This is a genomic window from Celerinatantimonas marina (assembly GCF_046054165.1).
Taxonomy (GTDB): domain Bacteria; phylum Pseudomonadota; class Gammaproteobacteria; order Enterobacterales; family Celerinatantimonadaceae; genus Celerinatantimonas.
The window spans coordinates 304,998-328,392 of record NZ_JBFNXK010000001.1; the positions used below are offsets into that span (position 1 = coordinate 304,998).

Below are 23,395 nucleotides of genomic sequence, written 5' to 3' on the forward strand. Positions count from 1 at the left end.
GATAAACGCACGTGTTAACACTCCGTCATGATTCTCTAAGTATAGGAAGTATACGATGCTACGTTACTTCATCAGGCGCATCATATTATTATTGATCACCTTGTTGATATTAAATTTGATTACTTTTTGGCTTGACTGGAGACAGCCAGGCGGCTTAGTGCCCGACGATGGCAGTATAGTCCCGCTTTTTGCCAATTATCTATGGCATAATTTGCACGGACAGTTAGGTATTTCAAGCACCACGGGACAACCCTTAATCAAAGAGATTTTAATCGCTTTTTCAGCTACGCTAGAGCTGTGTTTTGCTGCATTTATTATCTCAATGCTCGTTGGTATCCCTCTGGGGGCCTTAGCTGGAATATTTCAAAAACATTGGCTGCGCCGGGTCATCATCAGTTTAACGCTGATCGGATATAGTATTCCTGTTTTCTGGCTGGCCATTCTGTTAGTGATGAATTTTGCATTAGAATTAGGATGGTTTCCCATTTCAGGGCGCTATAACATTCTGCTCAATATTCCCCATGTCACGGGATTTGCCATTATAGATTCCTTGTTATTATCCCCCTCACAACGAATGACAGCGCTGCTGTCAGTGCTCCATCATTTAATTCTACCGGCCTGTGTTTTAGCCATTTTGCCAACGACCGAAGTCATTCGACAATTATCAATTGCAATGACTAAAGTGATGCAAGAAAACTATATCAAAGCAGCAACCATTAAAGGCCTATCGAAAACCGAAGTCATCTTTCATCATGCGCTACGCAATACGCTTCCTACCATTTTTCCTAATTTAGGCTTGCAATTTGGTAGTGTTTTAACGATGGCAATGGTGACCGAAATCGTTTTTTCATGGCCAGGTATCGGTCGATGGTTTATCACCGCCCTCTATCAACACGATTATCTAGCTATCCGGAGTGGAATGCTAGTTGTGGCCAGTTTTGTGATTTGCGCCACTATCTTGACTGATCTACTCACGGCGTTGTTCTATCCAATTCGTCGACGAGAAATTTATGAACAACTCTAAAACAAAACAGGTGAGTAATGTATTTGTCCATGAATATATCCCATCGGCTCGGATCCGAGTTTTAAAAAACTTTAAAAACAATCGCCTAGCCATGATTGGATTTTGGATATTTCTTGGATTTTGTATCTTAGCCTTAGGGGCACCTTATCTCACGCCATTTCATTATGATCAACAAAGTCAATTGCTGTTAAATCCACCATCATGGCAAGGGAAAGGAACGGTTGAATACTTTTTTGGAACAGATGATTTAGGTCGGGATATTCTATCTAGGGTCATCTATGGCTCTCGATTGACATTTGGAAGTGCCATCATCACGGTCGCCCTAGCCATGTTGATTGGGATCCCTTTAGGTATTTTGGCTGGTATTACCCGAGGAATAAAATCCAGCATCATCCATCATCTAATGGATACTGCACTCTCTATTCCATCCCTACTACTTGCGCTGCTCGTAGTCTCAGTCACTGGTGTCGGACTGACAAATACCTTAATTGCTGTCACTTTAGCCCAGATTCCTAAATTTATCCGCTCCACTTATAGTGCCGTCATTGCTCAAATGCAAAAAGAATATTTGCTCGCCATCCGCTTAGATGGTGCCAGCAGCTGGCAAATGATTAAATATGGTATTATACCGAATATCCTCGAAACCATCGTCATCCAAACCACCCGAGCATTATCCTCAGCATTATTAGATATTACCGCAATTGGATTTATCGGTATCGGTGCGCAAGCACCTTATCCTGAATGGGGGGCTTTGATCGGGAGTACCCGAAACTTGTTATTAGTGGCTCCATGGACAGTTACCCTCCCTGGATTAGCCATCATGATCTGCATACTCTCTATTAATTTAGTAGGTGAAGGTTTACGCCGAGCCCTCAATGAAGGGACTGAATAATGGCATTACTTGATATTCGAAATTTGACCATTGAGATTGAAACACCCAGTGGGCTCGTTAAAGCTGTTGATCGAGTCAGTATTACAATGGCTGAAGGTGAAATTAGAGCATTAATTGGCGAATCAGGTTCGGGGAAGAGTCTGATCGCGAAAGCCATCTTAGGGGTGACCAAGCCCACTTGGCGAGTCAGAGCTGATCGAATGCGATTAGGGAAAGTTGATTTACTTTCTTTATCTCCCAAACAGCGTCGAGAAGTCATGGGACGAGATATTGCCATGATCTTTCAAGAACCGGCTAGCTGTTTAGATCCTTCGGAAAAAATAGGGGAACAAATCGAAGAAGCGATTCCGAGATGCCTATTCAAAGGCCATTTTTGGCAACGGTTAGGATGGCGTAAAAAACATGCTCAGATCTTACTGCATCGGGTAGGTGTTCGTGATCCTAAAAAAATAATGCATAGTTATCCTCATGAACTGTCTGATGGTTTATGCCAAAAAGTCATGATAGCCATGGCGATTGCCGCTCAGCCACGCTTACTGGTCGCCGATGAACCAACAACAGCGATGGAAACAACAACGGCTATGCAGATTTTGCGCTTACTTGATAAGCTTAACAAATTAAATAATACTGCGATTTTACTGATCAACCACGATTTCCGGACACTGGCGGATTTAGCCGATCAAGTCACCATTCTTTACTGTGGTCAAACCGTTGAATCAGGGCAATCCAGTCAAGTTCTCAATAATCCGCTGCATCCTTATACATCAGCTCTGATCGATGCCGTTCCCAATTATCGAGATGGCTTAAAATCTAAAAGTCGCCTTCCATCCCTACCCGGTGCAACGCCATCTTTACAACATTTACCCATTGGCTGCCGCTTAGGCCCCAGATGCCCCAGAGCACAACGGGAATGCGTTCAACAGCCCGAACTGTGCAATTTGAAAACGCATTATTTTGCCTGCCATTACCCACTGAATAAAGATAAGGAAGCCGAATGAGTGCCTTACTAGAAATCGTCAACTTATCTCAACAATTCCACAGGCATACTCGATGGTTTAAACAACAAACTATTTATGCGCTTCAAGATGTAAACTTAACCTTAAAACAAGGCCATACATTATCGCTTATTGGAGAATCGGGATCAGGAAAATCAACACTGGCTCGACTAATTGCGGGACTTAATCGCCCCACCCACGGTACTATTGCCATTAATGGTGAACAACTTGAATATGGTGCCCACAGCAAGCGTTGCAAGCTGGTTCGAATGATCTTCCAAGACCCAAATACCTCATTGAACCCGAGAAGCCGAATTGGCCAGATCTTAGAAATTCCGTTGATCCTAAATACCTATATGACAGAATCTCAACGGATGCAACGGATCCATTCAACACTAAAACTCGTCGGCTTATTACCCGAACATGCTGACTATTATCCGCAAATGTTAAGTAGCGGGCAAAAACAACGAGTAGCTCTAGCCCGCGCGCTTATCTTAAATCCTAAAATTATTATTGCAGATGAAAGCATTTCATCTTTAGATGTATCGGTTCGTTCCCAGATTATCAATCTACTTCTTGAACTTCAGGAGCGTTTCGGTCTGAGTTACATTATCGTATCTAACGATCTGGGAATGGTGAGCCACATGAGTGACCATATTGCCGTGATGCATCAGGGGCGAATCGTCGAATGGGCCCAAACAAATACGCTGTTTGAATCTCCCGCTCACGAAGTAACCCAACGATTGCTCAGTGCCTATAATACTGAATTTAAAAAGTAATGGTTATTTTACGTACATTTTCAAAGGTTAAATGTTTGTAATTATATGTAAGTATGAGCCTTCATCAGCTCATGCTAAAATACTCTTTTTTATTGACACTATTTAGTTAAAATACCCGAATTAGCTCAAAGGAATCACAGATGATAATTACACCTAAAATTCGTGGATTTATTTGCACAACAACTCACCCAGTTGGCTGTGAAGCTAACGTTCGTGAGCAAATTCAATATGTCCAACAAAAAGGGCAAATAGCAAATGGTCCCAAACGAGTACTCGTGATAGGAGCCTCTACGGGTTATGGCCTCGCGTCACGAATTAATGCGGCATTCGGCTGCGGAGCAGCAACAATCGGGGTCTTTTTAGAAAAATCACCCACAGAAAAAAAACCGGGATCAGCGGGTTGGTATAACAGTGCTGCTTTTGAAAAAGAAGCCCATCAGGCCGGATTGTACGCCAAAAGCATTAATGGTGATGCGTTTTCCGATGAGATTCGCCAAGTCACAATCAACCAGATCCAAGCTGATTTAGGCAAAATCGATCTCGTTGTCTACTCTCTGGCTTCACCCGTTCGAAAAATGCCCGATACTGGAGAAGTGATACGTTCAACACTCAAACCCATTGGTGAAGTGTATACATCAACGGCCGTTGATACGAACAAAGACGAAATTTTTGAAGCCACTGTCGAATCGGCAACCCAAGAAGAAATTGATAATACGATTAAAGTCATGGGAGGACAGGATTGGGAATTGTGGATGCAGGCGCTAAAAGAAGCCAATGTACTAGCTGATGGCGTACGGACTGTTGCCTATAGTTACATTGGGGCCGATTTAACCTGGCCGATTTACTGGCATGGCACAATTGGACAAGCCAAAAAAGATTTAGATCGTGCAGCAAAAGCCATTAATGATGATTTAGCCGAATTAAATGGGGGAGCAAACGTAACGGTACTGAAAAGTGTCGTAACCCAAGCGAGTGCTGCTATCCCGGTTATGCCTTTATACTTGGCGATGGTTTTTAAAATCATGCAAGAAAAAGGGGTTCATGAAGGATGTATCGAGCAGATCCAACGGTTGTTCGAACAGCGATTATATGACACCGATGGTTCTATTGCTGTTGATGAGGGCAACCGTATACGTTTAGATGACTGGGAATTACGGGAAGATATCCAGCAAGCTTGCCAAGAATTATGGCCGCAAATTACAACTGCAAACCTGAAAGATAAAACAGCTTATGCGTTATATAAACACGAGTTTATGCGCTTATTTGGATTTGGACTAGATGGTGTGGATTACGATGCAGATGTAAACCCTGTTGTTGATTTTTCACCGATTCAAGCGTGATCATATATCCTAAACAAAACTTCGAAAATACAAAGCCCTCATCTGAGGGCTTTGTTACATTAACTCAACTAAAACCAACACCAATGCTATTCTACTTAGTGCGCTGTATCCGGTAATGGAGAAACCCGATTATAGGTCATCTTTCCGACACGAGGTTGATAAATAAATAATCTTAACCCATCCGACGATACAATATACTGATATTCATGAGAATTCGTTTCTACCGTCACTTTATTCGTCCCTTTTATTCGATAAGAGGTCTTTATAAAGCGACCATCACGAACCAGACCATCCGAAGTGAAATTAAGAACTTCAATCTGCCCAAAATAAGGCTCGGCAGAACGCCATTGCCCCAGAATTGGATTTAATGGAACGGATAGATAAAAGATCCGATAATAAATAAAAAGCCCTAATCCAATAGCGATCACCCCCACGGCAATCAATAATATAACCAATTGCCGTGGCTGTAATAACCTATCAGATTCGTTTCCGAATTTATTCCAACTAACCATGATATGAAATATCTGCTTTGCTTCTTAAATAGTTTAGCAACATTTGATAGCTTTGGTTGGTTAATTGATTTTTCAACTGACTGGCGATCTGTTGCTGCAAGTTAGCTGGAACATCAGGTTGACCGATATGAGTCAATCGCACCACATAAGGTTCAGTGGCCGCAACATCAATTAGTTGAACTTCATCCTTCCCTTTTTGTGGATGGGGCATTGAGAACACTTTCTGAAGAACTAACGAATTAATATCCGACTGACTATTACGAGAGAAATCAGTAACTGACTCTATTTTCAAGTCTTTATCTGCAACTAATTTGGCAAACTGTTCGGGATCATTGGCCACTTTCAGCAATTGTTTCGCATACGCTTTCGATGCTTCACGTGATTTCTGAATTTCAACAGACTTCTGAACTTGTGATTTTACATCAGCAAATGGCTTAACTGCCGCTGCTTTATGCGCAACAACACGGACGACCAAGGCCTGCTCAGGACTTAAATTAATAACACTGCTATTTTGCTGCTGTTCAATGGCTGTTTGCGAAAATATTTGCTGAGCCACTTGAGAATTCTGAATTTCTGAAGGTAAATGAGCCCGAGTAACCCCTTTTGCATGAATCACTTTCACACCCATTTGCTTAGCTACTTCATCCAAACTATCCGGCATCTCATAAGATAAGTTGCTCAGCTTCTGCGATAAATCATAAAACTGAGTCATGGCCTGTTCTTGCTGAACCTGCTGTACTAACTGATCTTTAACCGCAGCAAAATCCGCTAATTTCGCTTCACGAACCCCCAACAGCTCAATAATATGATAACCATACTTCGTTTTGATCACACCACTCAAATCACCGCTCTTCGCTAGAGCAAACGCAGCTTTATCAAATTCTGCTGGCATGACCCCTTTTTGGAACCAATCCAGCTCTCCCCCTTTTTTAGCCGTTAATTTATCATCCGAATCAGCCTCGGCTAACTTCGCAAAATTAGCACCCGCTTGAAGCTGCTTTAGAATAGCCTCTGCTTTTGCTTTTGCCTGTTGATCCTGACCATTTTTAACAGTAATTAGAATATGAGCTACGTGGCGCTGTTCTGGCTGCTCATAGTGATCTGCATGTTCTTGCAAATAATTACGCGCCTGTTCATCAGTTACTTTAATCGTTTTTGCCAGTTGCTGCGCATCAACTAAAATATAATTTATATCAACCGATTCATCAGAACGGAACTGGCTTTTATGAGACTCGAAATAACTCTGTAAATCTTTATCTGTGATGCTAATCCCAGAGGTAAATTTAGAAGCAGGCACCGAAACATAACTAAATGAGCGTGTTTGATTATATAAAGCTGACAACCGGTTAACCTCAGCAGGAACCGTAAATTCACTATCAAACAAAGCAACCCGCAATTGCTGAGTCATTAAGTCCTGACGTGTTAACTGACTGAAATATTCAGGTGTTAAACCTGCATTCGATAAAATAGAACGGAAAATCGCATTATCAAATTTGCCATCTTTCTGAAAAGCAGGCATTTGCATAATCTCTTGCTTAATCTGCTGATCACTGATCGTTAAACCCAGCGCCTTTGATTCCTGAACAATCAAACGTTGCTCTACAAGCTGCTGCAAAACACCCCGTTTAACCTGCGCCATATATTCACTATTATTAGCCAATGCAGAGAACGCATCACCCGATTGACGTTCCATCAGCTGGCGCTGATTCTGATAAGCCTGTTCAAGTTCGGCCTGAGAAATAGTTTCACCATTTACTTTCGCTGCATAATTTGCACTCGGTGCAGCTATGTAAGTACCAATTCCTGCTAGGGCAAAAGAAATAATAATCAAGCCAAGAATGATCTTAATAACGATACTCTGGCCGCCTTCCTGAAGCTTCTCTAACATGCTCTAGTTCACTCTTTTAACACTTATAGATAACGAAAAAGCGCATCTGCGATGCGCTCAACAATAAAATGCAAAATCAAACCAGCACGGCTTAATTAACAGCATCTTTTAATAATTTACCTGCTTTGAACGAAGGAACACTTGCAGCAGGGATCTGAATTTCTGCTCCAGTCTGTGGATTTCGTCCACTCCGAGCGGCTCGTTCTTTTACTTGAAACGAACCGAAACCTATCAATGTTACTTGATCACCGTTTTTCAACGCTTCACTTATCGCTTCTAACGTTGAATCCAACGCTCTACTCGCGGCAGCCTTAGAAAGATCTGCACCAGTGGCAATCTGGTCAATTAACTGAGCTTTATTCACAACAATCCCCTTTGACAACAATCCCTATTAATCCATAAAACTAGATGGGCCGTATACTTATACTCCCCCAAAAGAGCATTCCATAGGCTAGAACGCAAACGCAAGGCTGGCAAGTAATTTTTCTGCCAGCCCATACGTTGATCACACTGTTTCGGCATCCTTCGCATTTAGGAATTCGACACCAAATGGATTACGCTCCAGTGCAATTTCTAACACTTCTTCAATCCATCTGACAGGACGGATATCCAAATCCCGCTTCACATTCTCAGGGATTTCTTCAAGATCTCGCTCATTCTCTTTAGGAATCAGAACTTGTTTGATGCCTCCCCGGTGAGCGGCTAACAGTTTTTCTTTCAAACCGCCGATAGGTAACACTTCGCCCCGGAGTGTAATTTCCCCAGTCATTGCTACCTCAGCTCGAACAGGAATACCGGTCAAACATGAGACTAATGCCGTACTCATCGCAATCCCAGCACTCGGGCCATCTTTAGGCGTAGCCCCTTCAGGAACATGCACGTGAATATCTCGTTTCTCATAAAAATCAGGATTAATTCCTAATTTATCTGCACGCGAACGGACGACCGTCATCGCAGCCTGAATTGACTCTTGCATCACATCACCGAGTGAGCCTGTTTGAGTCATTTTACCTTTACCAGGAACCGAAGCTGTTTCAATCGTTAGCAGATCACCACCAACTTCCGTCCAAGCTAATCCAGTGACCATCCCAACTCGGTTTTGTTGATCAGCTTTACCATAATCAAAACGTTGAATCCCGAGATAATCATGCAGATTATCCCCATCAACCACCAGATGTTTCACACTTGGGTCCAGTAGAATTCGTTTCACTGCCTTACGGCATAATTTAGAAATCTCACGCTCTAACCCACGGACGCCCGCTTCACGCGTATAAAAACGGATAATACCGGTAATCGCACTATCTTCAATAACCAGTTCATTCGCTTTAAGCCCGTTGCGTTTCATCTGTTTAGCAATCAAATGTTGCTTCGCAATATTCAGTTTTTCATCTTCGGTATAACCAGAAAGACGAATCACTTCCATTCGGTCTAACAATGGGCCGGGAATATTCATCGAATTCGATGTTGCCACAAACATCACATCCGATAAATCATAATCAACTTCAAGATAATGATCATTAAAACTATTGTTTTGTTCAGGATCAAGAACTTCCAATAACGCCGACGCTGGATCACCTCGCATGTCCGCAGACATTTTATCGATCTCATCCAGCAAAAACAGTGGGTTTTTAACCCCAACCTTAGCCATTTTCTGAACTAACTTACCGGGCATCGAACCAATATAAGTCCGTCGATGACCTCGAATTTCGGCTTCATCTCGAACCCCGCCCAATGCCATACGCACATATTTACGACCTGTTGAGCGAGCAATCGACTGCCCTAAAGAGGTTTTACCGACCCCTGGAGGACCTACCAGACACAAAATAGGCCCTTTCAGCTTATTCATTCGAGTCTGTACCGCTAAATACTCCAAGATACGCTCCTTCACTTTCTCCAGACCATAATGGTCGGTATCAAGGATCTCCTGGGCTTTAGCAATATCTTTCTTAACTTTGGATCGTTTAAACCATGGAACACTTAACATCCAATCAATGTAACCCCGGACCACTGTGGCTTCAGCCGACATGGGAGACATCATTTTTAACTTGTTAAGCTCTGCTTCTGTCTTTTCTTGAGCATCCTTAGGCATTTTTGAATCGGCAATCTTTTTAGCCAAAACTTCGAACTCATCTTGGCCTTCTTCCATCTCACCGAGTTCTTTCTGAATTGCCTTCATCTGTTCGTTGAGATAGTACTCACGCTGACTTTTTTCCATTTGTTTTTTAACGCGTGAACGAATTTTTTTCTCAACTTGCAACAGATCTATTTCTGATTCCATCATAGCCATCAGAAACTCAAGTCGCTCCGCCACACTGGAAATCTCAAGTACTCGCTGTTTATCCGCCAATTTTAATGGCATATGCGCGGCCATTGTATCGGCTAGGCGAGCTGCATCGTCGATCCCTGATACCGAAGTTAATACTTCCGGTGGAATTTTCTTATTGAGCTTGATATAGCCTTCAAACTGCGAAATTGCCGAACGAACCAATACTTCCTGTTCGCGCTCATCGATTGCTTGTGATTCAATAAACTGGATCTCGGCTTCAAAAAATTCCTCGTTATCGGTAAACGCCTTTAATTGTGCTCGCTGACTCCCTTCAACTAACACTTTTACAGTGCCATCCGGTAATTTTAGTAGCTGCAAAATATTGGCAACTGTCCCCACATCGTAAAGATCGTCGACACTGGGCTCGTCAGTTGAAGCATCTTTCTGCGCGATAAGCAATACCTGCTTATCCTGCTCCATCGCTGTCTCAAGACATTGAATCGATTTCTTACGACCAACAAATAGAGGGATAACCATATGGGGATACACCACAACATCACGAAGTGGCAATACGGGTATCGATATACTTTCTGAACGCTCTGAGGTCATTGGATCCTCTCTGCCTTAGCTGAAATATAAATTCACTTTATTCAGTATATTGGGGTAAAGCGCAGAGATTCAATCAAAGAGAAGGGAAAAACTCATAAAAATAGACTGATTGTATATAAATACGGCAGTTGTTAATGGTGGCAGATTAATCTGCCACCACTCTATTCCATTATTCTCCTGAAGAAGCCTTAGGCTGATCTTTATTTGAATAAATTAGTAACGGATCACTTTCGCCATTGATGACTGTTCCATCAATAACAACTTTGCAGACATTATCAACTGATGGCAGTTCATACATCGTATCCAGCAATACCGCTTCAACGATGGAACGAAGCCCACGAGCCCCAGTTTTACGAGCCAAGGCTTTTTTAGCAATCGCTTGCAAAGCATCTTCACGAAACTCTAATTCAACATCTTCCAGCTTAAACAACTCTGCATACTGTTTCGTCAATGCATTTTTAGGCTCATTCAAGATCTGAATTAAGGCTGATTCATCGAGTTCAGTCAATGTTGCCACAACAGGTAACCGACCAATAAACTCAGGAATTAAACCATATTTAACTAAATCTTCAGGCTCAACATGTGAGAATGTTTCAGATAACGACGTTTTCTGATCTTCTGTTTTAACATCCGCACCAAAACCGATTCCTGACTTCGATTCACTACGCTGGGCAATGATTTTATCCAAACCGGCAAAAGCACCACCACATATGAACAAAATCTTCGAAGTATCAACTTGTAAAAATTCCTGCTGAGGGTGTTTACGCCCACCCTGCGGAGGAACTGATGCAACCGTCCCTTCAATCAATTTCAGTAAAGCCTGCTGTACCCCCTCACCCGAAACGTCTCGAGTAATAGAAGGGTTATCAGATTTACGGGAAATTTTGTCGATTTCATCAATATAGACAATACCCCGTTCGGCTTTCTCAACATCATAATCACATTTCTGAAGCAGTTTCTGGATGATGTTTTCAACATCTTCCCCAACATATCCTGCTTCAGTTAATGTTGTTGCATCTGCCATTGTAAATGGAACATCCAAAAGACGAGCCATGGTTTCAGCCAACAATGTCTTACCACTACCAGTCGGACCAATCAGCAAAATATTACTTTTGCCCAATTCAACTTGACTGGCATTACCTGCATTGCGTAGTCGCTTATAATGATTGTATACCGCAACAGACAAAACCTTTTTGGCTTGATCCTGTCCAATTACATATTCATCTAAATGACCACGAATTTCTTTAGGCACTGGCAACGCGCTACCTTCGTGTTTCGGAGAAATATCTTTTATTTCTTCACGAATAATGTCATTGCACAACTCAACACATTCATCACAGATGTACACAGATGGACCTGCGATAAGCTTTCTGACTTCGTGCTGACTTTTTCCACAAAATGAACAATACAACAGCTTGCCACTGTCACCATCACCTTTGTGTTTATCTGTCATTGGCTAACCTCTTCACTGCAGATACAACAAACGGTTGTTATATCAACTATCACTTTATTATGAATCAATAAGCGCTTGATTTAAACTACGCTCGATTCATTAATATATCGTCGACTAAGCCGTATTCTTTAGCTTGCTCAGCCGTCATATAATTATCACGATCAGTATCCGTTGCGATCCGATCATAAGGCTGCCCCGTATGCTGAGCTAACAATTCATTCATACGACGTTTGGTTCGAATAATTTCATTCGCATGAATTTCAATATCCGAAGCCTGCCCTTGGAATCCACCTAAAGGCTGATGGATCATCACTTTAGCATTCGGCAAACAATACCGTTTACCTTCTGCACCACCGGCCAATAAGAATGCACCCATACTCGCCGCCATTCCCATACATACGGTACTCACAGCAGGCTTAATGAATTGCATCGTATCATAAATCGCCATACCAGCACTGATTGAACCACCCGGGGAATTGACATACAAGAAAATATCCTGTTCAGGACTTTCCGATTCTAAGAATAGCAGTTGCGCCACAATCAGGTTAGCCATATTGTCTTCAACCTGACCCGTTAAAAAAATCACCCGTTCTTTTAAAAGCCGTGAATAAATATCGTAAGAACGTTCACCTTTAGATGTCTGTTCGACGACCATCGGAACCAATGCAGCCAACGGATTACTCATTTCGGGATAATTATTTGACATCGATGCTCTTTCCTTAAATAAAATGGCTCGGGAAAATGAACCTCACCCGAGCCATTATATGCAAGTCTTGAAGACTAAAGTCAAATGCTAGTCATTCAATATTGACTTATTTGTTCATGATTTCATCAAAAGTTTGAGATTTCTCAGAAACTTTAGCTTTATCCAAGATTAATTCAATAGCCTGTTCTTCCAGTACCACATTTTCAAGATTTTCTTTCAGTTCTTTGTGGCTATTGTAATATTCGATAACCTGTTCCGGTTCTTCATAAGCCGATGCCAGATCTTCCAAATGCGCTTTAAGTTTTTCTTCGTCAGCTTTCAGCTCATTAGTTTTAATTACTTCACCTAACAACAGACCGATTTTAACGCGACGTTCAGCTTGTTCACTGAATAATTCATCAGGCAGTTGAGGCAGATTCTGAGCATTAGCACCACCGAAACGTTGTTGTGCCTGTTGACGTAATTGATCGATTTCACGAACAACCAATGCTTTAGGCACATCGATTTCATTTGCTTCTAACAGTTTGGCTAAAGTCTGTTCTTTTGCATCAGATTTTAACTTCTGGTTCAGCTCACGTTCCATATTTTTACGCAGTTCAGCTTTCAAATCAGCCAATTCACCGGTTTCAATACCGAACAATTTAATGAAATCAGCATCAACTTCAGGCAATTCAGATGCTTCAACTTTTTCTAATTTAATATCAAAAGTTGCAACTTTGCCTTTCAAGTTTTCAGCGTGATAGTCTTCAGGGAAGGTCACTTCGATTGTGAATTCTTCACCGGCTTTATGACCTTTAAGTGCATCTTCGAAACCAGGGATCATGCGTCCTGAACCAATTTCTAAAGAGAAACCTTCAGCTTTCCCACCTTCGAACTCTTCACCGTCGATTTTCCCCAGAAAATCAAATGTTGCTCGATCACTGTCATCAACAGTTTTATCGCTTTCAGTCCAGTTAACTCGCTGTTTACGTAATGTTTCAACCATTGCATCAACATCACTATCCGCTACTTCAGCCGTTACTTTTTCAACTTCCAGTTCAGCAAAATCATTCAATGTAACTTCAGGGAAAACTTCAAAAGTTGCAGTGAACTTAAACTGACCTTCAACCATTTCACCTTCTTCTAAAGAAGGCGCACCCGCAGGTGATAATTTTTCCTGAACAATCGCTTCATAAAAATGACGCTGCATTGCTTTTTCTTTTACATCGGCTTCAATCGCTTTGCCATAGCGTTTTTGAATCAGTGATGCTGGAACTTTACCACGGCGGAAACCAGGCATACGTTCATTTCTTGCAACATTCCGAATTGCTTCTTTTATTTCTTGTTCAATCGCCGCTGCTTCAACAGCGATAGAAAGGCGACGTTCCAGACCTTCAGTCGTTTCCAATGAAACCTGCATTTTTTTACCTCAATTTCCGTCAGCTCTTATCTGACATTTCTTCTAGAGTAAACTATTCGAACAGCGCAGGGGGCATGCCTTCGCCATCCCTAAAAACCAGTAATGAGAGTTTACAGCCATTAATAAAGACGCAGCATTATAGCGATGCTTTGCCAATGAGTCGAGAAGACGACCCGAAAATCACGATAACAATCATGAAAAAGCATCTTTATCATAATTTAAAGCCCCTAGCACATCATTATCCTGTAACTTACAACGATCATTCAAAAGCATTGAAGTATTTGCAATAACTCACTCAATAGATAACCATTCTATTTAGAATAATTGCCATTATAATTTTTAGCTTGTTTTTTTATTTTAAAAAAATAGAATTAATTAGAATAAAAACCTTTATCGAGATCCGTTTAAATGAAACTATTCTGAGTTCTCGTTTGGCGCTTGCCGCCATATCTAGGTTGGATTACGATGATGCACTCTCTGCCGTAGATATGCAGTGATCATAACATCGCATTTAAGAATCATAAGATCGATATGTTCAACCACAATCGATCAGGAGCAAAGTGGAAAGTCCGATGAAAAAAACAATGTATGAAAAAATCTGGGATTCACATGTGGTATACGAGCCGGAGAACGGCACACCATTACTGTTTGTGGATCGTCACCTGATGCATGAAGTCACCAGCCCACAGGCATTTGAAGGACTGAGAGTCGCCGGACGAAAAATTCGTAATCCACATAGCATTTTGGCCACAATGGATCACTGCATTCCGACCAAAAACCGTGAAACTATTGAAGATCCAATCGGCCGAAAACAAGTCGAAACTCTGGCCCAGAACTGTGCTGAAAACGATTTGAATCTTTATGATATGACAAACCAATACAACGGTATTATTCATATCGTGGTTCCCGAGCATGGTTTTGTTCACCCAGGCATGGTGGTTTGTTGTGGTGATAGTCATACCGCAACACATGGTGCTTTTGGCGCACTTGCTTTTGGTATCGGTACGTCTGAAGTTGAACATATCATGGCCACACAGACAATCCAGCAGAAAAAATCCAAAACAATGCTGGTTAAAGTCAATGGCAAACTTACCCAGTATGCCACCGCGAAAGATATTGCACTTGCCATCATCGGTAAAATTGGTACAGCAGGCGGAACAGGTTATGTCATTGAGTTTGCAGGTGATGCAATCGAGTCACTCTCAATGGAAGGCCGGATGACATTATGTAATATGGCCATCGAAGGGGGAGCTCGAGCTGGGTTAATTGCGCCGGATGAAAAAACATTTGAATTTTTGAAGGGTCGTGAATTTGCTCCTAAAGGTGATTATTGGGAACAAGCGGTTGCTTACTGGAAATCGCTTCGTACCGATGACGATGCCGAATTCGATAAAGTTGTTGAATTAGATGCGGCAGATATTGCGCCACAAGTCACATGGGGTACCTCTCCTGAACAAGTTGCCAGTGTGGACCAGCCGCTCCCAGATCCCCAAACCATGGCCGATTTAGTTAAGGCGAGCGCAGCAGAAAGCGCGCTACGCTATATGGGATTAAAACCGGGTACTAAACTCACCGATGTTCCTGTTGATGTCGTATTTATCGGTTCTTGTACCAATGGTCGTATTGAAGATTTCCGGGCTGCTGCCGCAGTCGTAAAAGGGAAAAAAGTAGCGGCGGGAGTTCAGGCCATTGCCGTTCCTGGATCCTATCCGGTTAAAGAACAGGCTGAAAAAGAAGGACTGGATAAAATATTTATTGAAGCCGGTTGGGAATGGCGTGAACCGGGTTGTTCAATGTGTCTTGCTATGAATGGTGATTTTCTGGAACCGGGTCAACGCAGTGCTTCGACTTCAAACCGAAACTTTGAAGGTCGTCAGGGTAAAGGTGGGCGAACTCACTTAGTTTCACCAGCAATGGCAGCTGCTGCTGCAATCGCAGGGAAATTCGTCGACTTACGCCATTGGAAATAATCATTGCCACCCGATTTATTAAGGAATAAACCATGCAAGCTTATAAAACTCATACTTCAATTGCAGCGGCAATGAATCGCTCTAACGTCGATACCGATCAGATCATTCCCAAGCAGTTTCTGAAAAAGGTAGAACGGACCGGGTTTGGTGTTCACCTGTTTAACGACTGGCGCTATTTAGATGATGGCAGTAACAACCCTGAATTTGAGTTAAATCAGCCTGAAGTTCAAGGTGCTAAGATTTTAGTCGCCGGGGATAATTTTGGTTGCGGAAGTTCTCGAGAACACGCACCTTGGGCAATTGCTGACTACGGTTTCAATACTGTAATTTCGACTAGCTTCGCGGACATCTTCTTCAATAACTGTTTCAAAAACGGCATTTTGCCGATTAAAGTCAGTGAATCAGAATTGGCGATGTTGTTTGACGAACTCGAAGCTCACCCTGGCAGCCAGTTAACCGTTAATTTAGAGCAGCAAACCATAGCAACACCTTCTGGAGCAACGATTCAATTCGATGTTGATCCATTCCGTAAACATAGTTTACTGGAAGGACTCGATGACATTGGCTGGACCTTACAACATGAGCCCAAAATTACTGCTTTTGAACAGAAACAAAAGCAGCAGCTCCCCTGGTTATGGCCTTCAGCAGAATAAATCACGAACCGGGGGCCTGTTGATCCTTTCGTGATTATTTTTGCAGCCATCTGAGTCTAATTTGGGCAAGCCGGGCATTGTGCCGTGGATTATTCTCCGCAAACGATGCTTACTATCGCGGCACCAATTAGGCTCATGCTGCCCGAAGGTTCATAAAACCCATTCAGAACACTGGCGTGCTCTATTCGCTTAATTCATGAACGACACAAGCGCGCCTAGCTCGAAATAGGTTTAATTTGAACAAAATTCAACTATGAAAGATCAACAAGCCCTAATAGCCCGGTTTTTTATCAAGGAATAGTCATCTATGCCGTCCCCTACAACCATTAAATTACTAGACACAACTTTAAGAGACGGAGAACAAACCCAAGGAGTCTCTTACTACCCTGAAGAGAAAGTCAGCTTAGGCAAAATCCTATTGCAAAAGCTCAATGTGGATCGGTTAGAAATCGCTTCAGCACGAGTTTCCGATGGCGAGAAACAAGCAGTTCGGCAACTTTCCGATTGGGCTAGCTCTCAAAATTTATTAGATCGTATTGAAATTCTGGGCTTTGTTGATGGGAAGCTAAGCGTTGACTGGATTCGAGAATCAGGTGCCCGAGTCATTAATCTACTTTGTAAAGGCAGTGAAAAACATTGCCATATGCAGTTAGGTAAAACCTTACAGCAACACCTACAGGATATTTCAGCAACATTAGACTATGCTATTGCACAAGGGCTCATGTGTAATATTTATCTTGAAGACTGGTCAAATGGCTTTCGAGATAATCAAGACTATGTTTTTGCGCTAATCGATGCACTCCAAAGTTATCCGATCCAACATTTCATGCTCCCGGATACGTTAGGGATCATGACTCCTGAAGAAGTCTCTCGGGACATTCGGGCTATGTGTCAGCGTTTTCCAAAACTCAACTTTGACTTTCATCCCCATAATGACTATGGCCTGGCCACAGCGAATGCCCTAGCGGCCGTCAAAGCAGGTGCCCGTAGTATTCATTGTACAATTAACTGTTTAGGGGAACGTGCCGGCAATGCTTCGCTAGCAGAAGTGGCGGTTGTGCTTAAAGATAAACTGCACATTCCGCTCCAGATTAATGAAGCTGAGTTAAACGCAACGGCCAAACTGGTCGAAAATTTCTCAGGGAAGCGAATCGCGGCCAATACTCCGATTGTCGGTGCCGATGTATTTACTCAAACAGCTGGGATCCATGCCGACGGTGATCAAAAAGGCAATCTATACGTTACCGAACTGACTCCAGAACGATTTCATCGGGAACGACGCTATGCATTAGGAAAATTATCCGGTAAAGCGTCCGTACTCAAAAATCTGGAAGCCTTAAATATCGATCTGAGTCCAGATGATTTAAGTCGAGTATTGAATCGAATTGTTCAACTTGGTGATATGAAAGAAGTCATTACCCCCGAAGACTTGCCTTTCATTATTGCCGATACACTAGAAAGCCAACAATTCAATTATCTCGAATTACTCAATTGTTCCATTACCAGTGGTCTAGACATCGACTCAGTTGCCAGTATTAAACTGGGCTATCAAAATCAAATTCTTAAAAGTGCCGGCTCGGGAAATGGCGGATTTGATGCCTTTATTGAAGCGCTTAAAACGCCATTAAAGCAAATCGGAATTGCCCTTCCTGCTTTGGTCGATTTTGAAATTCATATTCCCCCCGGCGGGAAAACCAATGCTTTAACCGAGTGTGTGATTCACTGGTCTAATGAGCAGCGACAAACGTTCAAAACCCGAGGCGTTCATGCGAACCAAGTGTATGCCGGGATTAATGCCACATTAAAAATGCTGAACATTCTATGTCATCAGCATATGAATCATTAGATCATCTTGTAGTACATATTCATAACATGGCTCTATCTTGTGTAGAGCCTTCCTTTCACGCCCCCAAAATAATACTTTTGTAAGCTGATCTACGGTAACTCCATTTCAAGTCGTGATTTACGTTAACAAAAAATTATTGAATTTATCGCTTCACTACTATTGATTTTATTACTTAATAACTGCATAAATAACAAGGATTAACTGTATTGACAACTCACGGAGTTGTTGAACAGGAAATCATCTATAAATGATTATAATTTCATCAATGACAAGGAACACAACATGAAACTAAGTGCCAGAAATCAGCTTAAAGGGACTATTAAATCAATTACTAAAGGTGCCGTTAACAGCGAAGTATTAATCGAATTAACTGATGGTGTCGTTATCGCGTCAATCATCACCAATGGTGCTGTAGAAAATCTGGATCTTAAAGTCGGTGAATCTGCTTATGCTATTGTTAAAGCAACTGAAGTATTAATAGGGGTTGACGACTAATCCATAAAATCACGCTTCATCATATTCATCAATCGTGATTTAGATCCAACCCATAAAAGCCGAGATTGACTCGGCTTTTTTATAGGGAAGAGCAACCGTCCCGCATCATATCAACACGAGACTGAACATAATATCAATTACATTGTGCCAGACGAGCTAGCCCAGCGTCTAAATCAGCAATCAAATCCTCAGGATCTTCCAGACCGATATGCAAACGAATCAAAGGACCATGAGCCTGCCATGAAGTAGCCGAGCGCAAATGCGCCACATGTTCGGGAGTGTGCCCTAAAATTAGGCTTTCAAAGCCCCCCCAAGAAAAACCAATTTTAAAATGTTGCATCCCATCCAGCATGGCCTTAATGCCCTCGGCATTTCCTTGCTTTAACACAAACGAGAATAGCCCATTAGCTCCCAGATAATCTCGCTCAAAAAACTCATGTCCCGGACATGATGCAAATGCCGGATGACGAATATGATCAACATCGGAACGGGATTCAAGCCACTGTGCAACTTGCATCGCGTTACTTTGGTGCTGGCGCATCCGAACACCTAAAGTTCGAAGCCCCCGCAAAGCTAAATATAAATCATCCGGAGATGTACACTGCCCAAGCAGGTAGCTATTCTCACGCAACTGATCCCAATATTCAGCAGTCGTGGTTGCAGTTCCTAACATCACATCCGAATGCCCAACCACATACTTGGTCGCAGCCTGAATGGATACATCAATCCCCAACGCAAAAGGCTGTAAGTTTACAGGCGATGCCCAAGTATTATCCAACATCGTCATCACGCCATGAGCTTTAGCAACACGACAAATACCAGGAACATCCTGCACTTCCATCGTGATAGAACCAGGAGACTCAAGGTAAATAATTTTAGTATTCGGTTGGATTAGTGCTTTAATCCCTTCACCGATCATTGGATCATAATATGTAGTTTCAATGCCGTATCGGGATAACAAACCATCACAGAGATCACGGGTAGGTTCATACACACTATCGACCATGAGCAAGTGATCACCCGCCTGTAGAAACGATAGCAATGCGCCACTGATAGCCGCAGTACCTGAAGGATATAGGGCACATCCAACACCGCCTTCAAGTTCATTCATCGCATCCTGAAAGGCAAATGCAGTCGTAGTGCCTCGTCGACCATAAAATAGAGTCTTATTATGGCGCTGCGCCGTCGCTTTTTTCATATCGCTCACGGAGTCAAATACAACCGTAGATGCTCTAACGACCGCAGGGTTTACTGCGCCACGGGTCCATTCTGGTTTACGTCCCGAGGCAATAATTTTGGTATCTTTTTTCATAAAAATAACTACTAATCAATTATTGATATCACTCTATGAAGTGCAGAAAGTAATGTCAAACCGAATCAACTTCTATTTTATGAGAAAAAATACTTAGTTATATCATTTAATTCTGTGATAACACTGAAATGACGCTTTGATTATATTCTTCATCACTCAGGTTAAATAAGAGCCAATCCATCATAAAAATGAATTGATTCAATACCACATCAATCATCTTTGCTTTTGAAGGAAATACCATTCCAGAGGATAATTCCCCCTAACGATAAAAATATAATCCATAAAATCAGTGCATGTCGCATTTGTAAAAAAGGCGTATGGCTACTAAAAAAAGTAACTGAATCCCATAATTGTATTTTCGTTAATAACCATAATGTCCCCATCCATTGCCACCCAAGACCGGCAGCCGTCACGATGAGACAAATAAAAACAAATTTACGATGCCACACATTCCAAGCGGATAACAGGCAGGCAAACGCACACACAAGCGTATAAAAGAACCACCCAAAGGGTGCAGGTGAAGCAAGTTGTAACAGTGCACAAACACAAAGGATTAAAACAAGGACCCCGGCATACCACTGCTTCATTATGACTCCAATTAATGCAGGTAGTTTAATCACCTACCCCATAAAATAGGTGATTAAACTTAATGACTCAATAGTGAAAAGCAAAACACGTAGAATGATCAAATACTTCACCCGGGCGAACAATACATGCTTCAGCAATGTCACTATTAGGCTGATCCGGTAAGAACTGGGTTTCGAGGCAAAAGCCATCCCTATTCTGATAGACCAATTCGTTATGACCCCGAGTTCCTTCAAGATATTGTCCGGTATATAGCTGAACGGCTGGTGATGAGGTATAAACACTCATAGATATTTTTTCATCGCCTGAAACAACTTGAATCGCAGGTGCGTCTGGATCTTGATTCAGAATGAAACTATGATCAAAACCACGATAGCGTTGATCGGTCGCAACCTTACGCCAGTCCTGATTCAGAGGTTTAGCAACTCTGAAGTCAAATGGAGTGCCAGCAACCGGTTGGGGAGCATCAGCGGGCAAATTAGCCTGATCAACCGGTAAATAGTGATCGGCATTGATCTGTACCACATGAGAACCGACATCTCCTGCCACACCATCTAGATTAAAATAGCTATGGTTAGTTAAATTGAATGGGCAAGGCTTATCAACGGTTGCTTTATAATGAATACGAATTTGATCATCAGCGGTCAGTGAGAATTCAACTGATACATTTGCATTTCCAGGGAAACCCTGATCACCATCGGCGGAAAAGATTGAAAACTCAACGGTAGGATCCGGAGTATTTTCTAAAATTTTCGCTTTCCATAATTGATTATTGAAGCCATGAGGGCCGCCATGTAAGCATGTGGTCCCTTCATTTGCTTCAAGCTGATACACCTGCCCGTCTATTGAAAACTGAGCATTACGAATACGGTTCGCATATCGACCAACTGTCGCGCCTAAAAAAGCACTCTGATTTTGATAATCAGATAAAGTATCACATCCTAAAACTAACTGCCGAAGCCGGCCATCGGGCATTGCCAACTTGAATGAGGTTAATGTTGCCCCCCAATCAGATACAGTCAGTTGACTCCCTCTTGCATTTATTAAATGGAATAAACGAATGACCTCACCTTTAGGGGTCATCTGCCATTCTTCCCATGTTACCGACACATCGGCACGTTGAGACATGCTACTCTCCTGTAAAGTCTAAATTTGGTTATCGTTAACAATGATCAGGAAACCAAATAACTCAAAATAACGCTATTAAACCAGAACATATAGACTAAACGTAGATCTAGTTCTCAAATTTTATTCTGATCATTCAAAACTACTGTAAACGTTATCATTCCTAATCCAACTGCTTACGTTACTATGAATGATATTAAATTAGAATAGCTTAACGCTGACCTTGATTAACCTCAACCGGATGTCAAAAAGTCTCCAAAGATTCCATCTCAAAAGAGGATCAGGTTCATTCATTTATTGATTATTAAGTTATTAAAATAAGTTTATTAGGTACATACAAAAGCATTCTCTCATAACCCAAATAAGACACGACGAACGAAGAAGTATTCATTCTTTGATGATTTAAACCTGATCACAGATACATGCATTTTAGGTATGGCTGGTCATCCAATATAAGTATTTTACATGGCCGAGTAGCCCCTCATATACTCTCAATACTTAGTCGATGAAAACCATCTCATTTATTGGATCCAAGGTAGACTCTATGACCACTCCAACGCATAACGTGAATTTCCTTTATGATACCCATTACACTGAAGGTAAGCGGGTCACTTTTACTAAACAAGGCCTTAAAGTCGCAGGATTACTGTTTACTCCAAACGGCTTTGATGAATCCAAACAATACCCTGCAATTGTGGTGACTCACCCGGGTGGGGGTGTAAAAGAGCAAGCCTCCTCACTGTATGCTTATAATTTAGCTCAAGCCGGTTTTGTAGCTTTAGCATTTGATGCAACGCATCAAGGAGAGAGTGAAGGAACACCTCGTTACTTAGAAGATCCAACAGCACGCGTTGAAGATATCCGTAGTGCGGTAGATTATCTCGTCACGCTGCCATTTGTGGATGAAGACCGAATTGGTGCAATGGGTATTTGTGCGGGAGCAGGTTACACACTGAGCGCGATTCAAACGGAATACCGCATCAAAGCGGCTGCAGGTATCAGCTCATGGAATACCGGATACAGCGCTAGAAACGGCAACCCAGGTCAAAATAATCCAGAAACAATGAAAAAATTGTTGTCTCTAGTGGCAGAACAACGTACTCGTGAAGCACGTGGCGAAGAACCGTTGATTATCGGCTATGTCCCCAATACCGAAGACGAGTTTGGAATGGATACCCATTATGGTGACTCGGTCATCATGCATGAAGCTTTCGAATACTACCGCACACCACGTTGTGCCTACCCGACTTCCCCAAATAAAGTACTATTGACGAGTTTTGACCGTCTGGCAGCATTTGATGCATTTGCACACATCGATACCGTATCACCACGGCCACTCCTGTTCATTGTCGGTAGTGAAGCCGATACCAAATACTTTACTGACATGGCCTATGAAAAAGCGCAACAGCCTAAAGAACGGTTCACCATCCCGGGCGCAACGCACATTGATTTATACGACAAGACAGAGTACGTCTCTCAAGCAATCACAAAATTGGTGAGTTATTTTAACCAATACTTATAGTTGATTCGCTCAGTCTTATCTCAT

At 42.1% G+C, this 23,395-nt stretch carries 20 protein-coding genes; 10 read left to right on the forward strand and 10 right to left on the reverse strand.

Features of this window, described 5'->3' with window-relative positions:
* Positions 1–55 precede the first annotated feature (55 nt).
* From ABUE20_RS01380 to fabV, 5 genes are all read left to right on the forward strand, one after another.
* Positions 56–1,024, forward strand: coding sequence for an ABC transporter permease (locus ABUE20_RS01380; protein ID WP_408618002.1), 969 nt, complete (start codon positions 56–58; stop codon positions 1,022–1,024).
* Positions 1,011–1,916: an ABC transporter permease subunit gene (locus ABUE20_RS01385; protein WP_408618003.1), complete on the forward strand. Its 906-nt coding sequence runs from the start codon at positions 1,011–1,013 to the stop codon at positions 1,914–1,916. The genes ABUE20_RS01380 and ABUE20_RS01385 overlap by 14 nt, the downstream gene beginning before the upstream one ends.
* Positions 1,916–2,914: a peptide ABC transporter ATP-binding protein gene (locus tag ABUE20_RS01390; protein ID WP_408618004.1), complete on the forward strand. Its 999-nt coding sequence runs from the start codon at positions 1,916–1,918 to the stop codon at positions 2,912–2,914. The genes ABUE20_RS01385 and ABUE20_RS01390 overlap by 1 nt, the downstream gene beginning before the upstream one ends.
* Positions 2,911–3,690 carry a peptide ABC transporter ATP-binding protein gene (locus ABUE20_RS01395; RefSeq protein WP_408618005.1) on the forward strand — a complete coding sequence of 260 codons (780 nt, stop codon included), beginning with the start codon at positions 2,911–2,913 and terminating at the stop codon, positions 3,688–3,690. The genes ABUE20_RS01390 and ABUE20_RS01395 overlap by 4 nt, the downstream gene beginning before the upstream one ends.
* Positions 3,691–3,830: 140 nt before the next feature.
* Entirely contained in the window at positions 3,831–5,030 is a 1,200-nt protein-coding gene (gene fabV, locus ABUE20_RS01400; protein ID WP_408618006.1) for an enoyl-ACP reductase FabV, read from the forward strand.
* A gap of 95 nt (positions 5,031–5,125) precedes the next feature.
* Here the strand turns inward: fabV and ABUE20_RS01405 are convergent, their stop codons facing one another.
* The 7 genes from ABUE20_RS01405 to tig all read right to left on the reverse strand — a co-directional run bounded on the left by ABUE20_RS01405 (position 5,126) and on the right by tig (position 13,863).
* Positions 5,126–5,542, reverse strand: a complete 417-nt coding sequence (locus tag ABUE20_RS01405; protein WP_408618007.1) for a DUF2850 domain-containing protein — start codon at positions 5,540–5,542, stop codon at positions 5,126–5,128.
* Positions 5,535–7,430 (reverse strand): SurA N-terminal domain-containing protein, encoded by a 1,896-nt coding sequence (locus ABUE20_RS01410; RefSeq protein WP_408618008.1) that lies wholly within the window; start codon positions 7,428–7,430, stop codon positions 5,535–5,537. The genes ABUE20_RS01405 and ABUE20_RS01410 overlap by 8 nt, the downstream gene beginning before the upstream one ends.
* Before the next feature lie 91 nt (positions 7,431–7,521).
* Positions 7,522–7,794, reverse strand: coding sequence for a non-specific DNA-binding protein Hbs (locus ABUE20_RS01415; RefSeq protein WP_408618009.1), 273 nt, complete (start codon positions 7,792–7,794; stop codon positions 7,522–7,524).
* A 141-nt stretch (positions 7,795–7,935) separates the two neighbouring features.
* Entirely contained in the window at positions 7,936–10,305 is a 2,370-nt protein-coding gene (gene lon, locus ABUE20_RS01420; protein WP_408618010.1) for an endopeptidase La, read from the reverse strand.
* Between the two features lie 169 nt (positions 10,306–10,474).
* The gene (gene clpX, locus ABUE20_RS01425; RefSeq protein ID WP_408618011.1) at positions 10,475–11,758 is read right to left on the reverse strand and encodes an ATP-dependent protease ATP-binding subunit ClpX; all 1,284 of its coding nucleotides are present in this window, start codon (positions 11,756–11,758) and stop codon (positions 10,475–10,477) included.
* Positions 11,759–11,843: 85 nt separating this feature from the next.
* Positions 11,844–12,464 (reverse strand): ATP-dependent Clp endopeptidase proteolytic subunit ClpP, encoded by a 621-nt coding sequence (gene clpP / locus ABUE20_RS01430; protein WP_408618012.1) that lies wholly within the window; start codon positions 12,462–12,464, stop codon positions 11,844–11,846.
* Between the two features lie 106 nt (positions 12,465–12,570).
* A complete protein-coding gene (gene tig, locus ABUE20_RS01435; RefSeq protein WP_408618013.1) occupies positions 12,571–13,863 on the reverse strand; it encodes a trigger factor in 1,293 nt (430 codons plus the stop codon).
* 572 nt (positions 13,864–14,435) lie between these two features.
* Here tig and leuC point away from each other — a divergent pair.
* From leuC to ABUE20_RS01455, 4 genes are all read left to right on the forward strand, one after another.
* Positions 14,436–15,833 (forward strand): 3-isopropylmalate dehydratase large subunit, encoded by a 1,398-nt coding sequence (gene leuC / locus ABUE20_RS01440; protein ID WP_408618014.1) that lies wholly within the window; start codon positions 14,436–14,438, stop codon positions 15,831–15,833.
* Positions 15,834–15,865: 32 nt separating this feature from the next.
* On the forward strand, positions 15,866–16,486 hold the full coding sequence (gene leuD, locus ABUE20_RS01445; protein WP_408618015.1) for a 3-isopropylmalate dehydratase small subunit: 621 nt from the start codon (positions 15,866–15,868) through the stop codon (positions 16,484–16,486).
* A gap of 307 nt (positions 16,487–16,793) precedes the next feature.
* Complete coding sequence (locus ABUE20_RS01450) at positions 16,794–18,332, forward strand: hydroxymethylglutaryl-CoA lyase-like TIM-barrel protein (RefSeq protein WP_408618016.1); 1,539 nt, start codon at positions 16,794–16,796, stop codon at positions 18,330–18,332.
* 282 nt (positions 18,333–18,614) lie between these two features.
* Positions 18,615–18,827: a TOBE domain-containing protein gene (locus ABUE20_RS01455; protein WP_408618017.1), complete on the forward strand. Its 213-nt coding sequence runs from the start codon at positions 18,615–18,617 to the stop codon at positions 18,825–18,827.
* Between the two features lie 133 nt (positions 18,828–18,960).
* Here ABUE20_RS01455 and ABUE20_RS01460 read toward each other — a convergent pair whose 3' ends face one another.
* The 3 genes from ABUE20_RS01460 to ABUE20_RS01470 form a co-directional block, all read right to left on the reverse strand.
* Entirely contained in the window at positions 18,961–20,139 is a 1,179-nt protein-coding gene (locus ABUE20_RS01460; RefSeq protein ID WP_408618018.1) for a cystathionine beta-lyase, read from the reverse strand.
* Positions 20,140–20,348: 209 nt separating this feature from the next.
* Positions 20,349–20,726: a hypothetical protein gene (locus tag ABUE20_RS01465; RefSeq protein ID WP_408618019.1), complete on the reverse strand. Its 378-nt coding sequence runs from the start codon at positions 20,724–20,726 to the stop codon at positions 20,349–20,351.
* 67 nt (positions 20,727–20,793) lie between these two features.
* Positions 20,794–21,852, reverse strand: coding sequence for an aldose epimerase family protein (locus ABUE20_RS01470; protein WP_408618020.1), 1,059 nt, complete (start codon positions 21,850–21,852; stop codon positions 20,794–20,796).
* Positions 21,853–22,393: 541 nt separating this feature from the next.
* Here ABUE20_RS01470 and ABUE20_RS01475 point away from each other — a divergent pair.
* Complete coding sequence (locus tag ABUE20_RS01475; RefSeq protein WP_408618021.1) at positions 22,394–23,371, forward strand: alpha/beta hydrolase; 978 nt, start codon at positions 22,394–22,396, stop codon at positions 23,369–23,371.
* Positions 23,372–23,395 lie beyond the last annotated feature (24 nt).

Coding starts and splice junctions, on each gene's coding strand:
- ABUE20_RS01455 (WP_408618017.1), top strand. CDS start 18,615: ATGAAACTAAGTGCCAGAAATCAGCTTAAAGGGACTATTAAATCAATT.
- ABUE20_RS01460 (WP_408618018.1), bottom strand. CDS start 20,139: ATGAAAAAAGATACCAAAATTATTGCCTCGGGACGTAAACCAGAATGG.
- ABUE20_RS01450 (WP_408618016.1), top strand. CDS start 16,794: ATGCCGTCCCCTACAACCATTAAATTACTAGACACAACTTTAAGAGAC.
- ABUE20_RS01395 (WP_408618005.1), top strand. CDS start 2,911: ATGAGTGCCTTACTAGAAATCGTCAACTTATCTCAACAATTCCACAGG.
- ABUE20_RS01385 (WP_408618003.1), top strand. CDS start 1,011: ATGAACAACTCTAAAACAAAACAGGTGAGTAATGTATTTGTCCATGAA.
- lon (WP_408618010.1), bottom strand. CDS start 10,305: ATGACCTCAGAGCGTTCAGAAAGTATATCGATACCCGTATTGCCACTT.
- clpP (WP_408618012.1), bottom strand. CDS start 12,464: ATGTCAAATAATTATCCCGAAATGAGTAATCCGTTGGCTGCATTGGTT.
- ABUE20_RS01405 (WP_408618007.1), bottom strand. CDS start 5,542: ATGGTTAGTTGGAATAAATTCGGAAACGAATCTGATAGGTTATTACAG.
- clpX (WP_408618011.1), bottom strand. CDS start 11,758: ATGACAGATAAACACAAAGGTGATGGTGACAGTGGCAAGCTGTTGTAT.
- ABUE20_RS01475 (WP_408618021.1), top strand. CDS start 22,394: ATGACCACTCCAACGCATAACGTGAATTTCCTTTATGATACCCATTAC.
- ABUE20_RS01410 (WP_408618008.1), bottom strand. CDS start 7,430: ATGTTAGAGAAGCTTCAGGAAGGCGGCCAGAGTATCGTTATTAAGATC.
- tig (WP_408618013.1), bottom strand. CDS start 13,863: ATGCAGGTTTCATTGGAAACGACTGAAGGTCTGGAACGTCGCCTTTCT.
- ABUE20_RS01380 (WP_408618002.1), top strand. CDS start 56: ATGCTACGTTACTTCATCAGGCGCATCATATTATTATTGATCACCTTG.
- leuD (WP_408618015.1), top strand. CDS start 15,866: ATGCAAGCTTATAAAACTCATACTTCAATTGCAGCGGCAATGAATCGC.
- ABUE20_RS01390 (WP_408618004.1), top strand. CDS start 1,916: ATGGCATTACTTGATATTCGAAATTTGACCATTGAGATTGAAACACCC.
- ABUE20_RS01470 (WP_408618020.1), bottom strand. CDS start 21,852: ATGTCTCAACGTGCCGATGTGTCGGTAACATGGGAAGAATGGCAGATG.
- ABUE20_RS01465 (WP_408618019.1), bottom strand. CDS start 20,726: ATGAAGCAGTGGTATGCCGGGGTCCTTGTTTTAATCCTTTGTGTTTGT.
- leuC (WP_408618014.1), top strand. CDS start 14,436: ATGAAAAAAACAATGTATGAAAAAATCTGGGATTCACATGTGGTATAC.
- fabV (WP_408618006.1), top strand. CDS start 3,831: ATGATAATTACACCTAAAATTCGTGGATTTATTTGCACAACAACTCAC.